Source organism: Salipaludibacillus sp. CF4.18 (assembly GCF_051262595.1).
Classification (GTDB): domain Bacteria; phylum Bacillota; class Bacilli; order Bacillales; family Salisediminibacteriaceae; genus Salipaludibacillus; species Salipaludibacillus neizhouensis.
Genome location: NZ_JBIMEV010000190.1, coordinates 1 through 241, shown reverse-complemented (window position 1 = coordinate 241; position 241 = coordinate 1). Strand labels below are relative to the sequence as shown.

Annotated in this window: 1 pseudogene; it reads right to left on the bottom strand. The window is 39.0% G+C overall.

The window, feature by feature from the left end:
• Positions 1-211, bottom strand: a pseudogene (locus tag ACHABW_RS26115) (group II intron reverse transcriptase/maturase); the annotation flags it as partial.
• Positions 212-241 lie beyond the last annotated feature (30 nt).

The window sequence follows — 241 nt, the reverse complement described above, 5'->3', positions numbered from 1 at the left end:
TTTTGTTTGTAATGGCTTGGTGTAAAATAAAACTACACGCAATGCGCCAATAACCCTTCCGTGTGTTTGCCCATTCCCAAGCCTTTTGTTTGGGTACTTTGAGAGTGATAAGACTTTTATACTTCGTCCTCACTTTTTTCCAACGTTTCCATATGATTTGTCTAATCCGTCGTCTGATCCATTGATCAGTACTTTTGATGTAGCCTTTCATATAACTAATCCCGTAGTAGTTGATCCATCC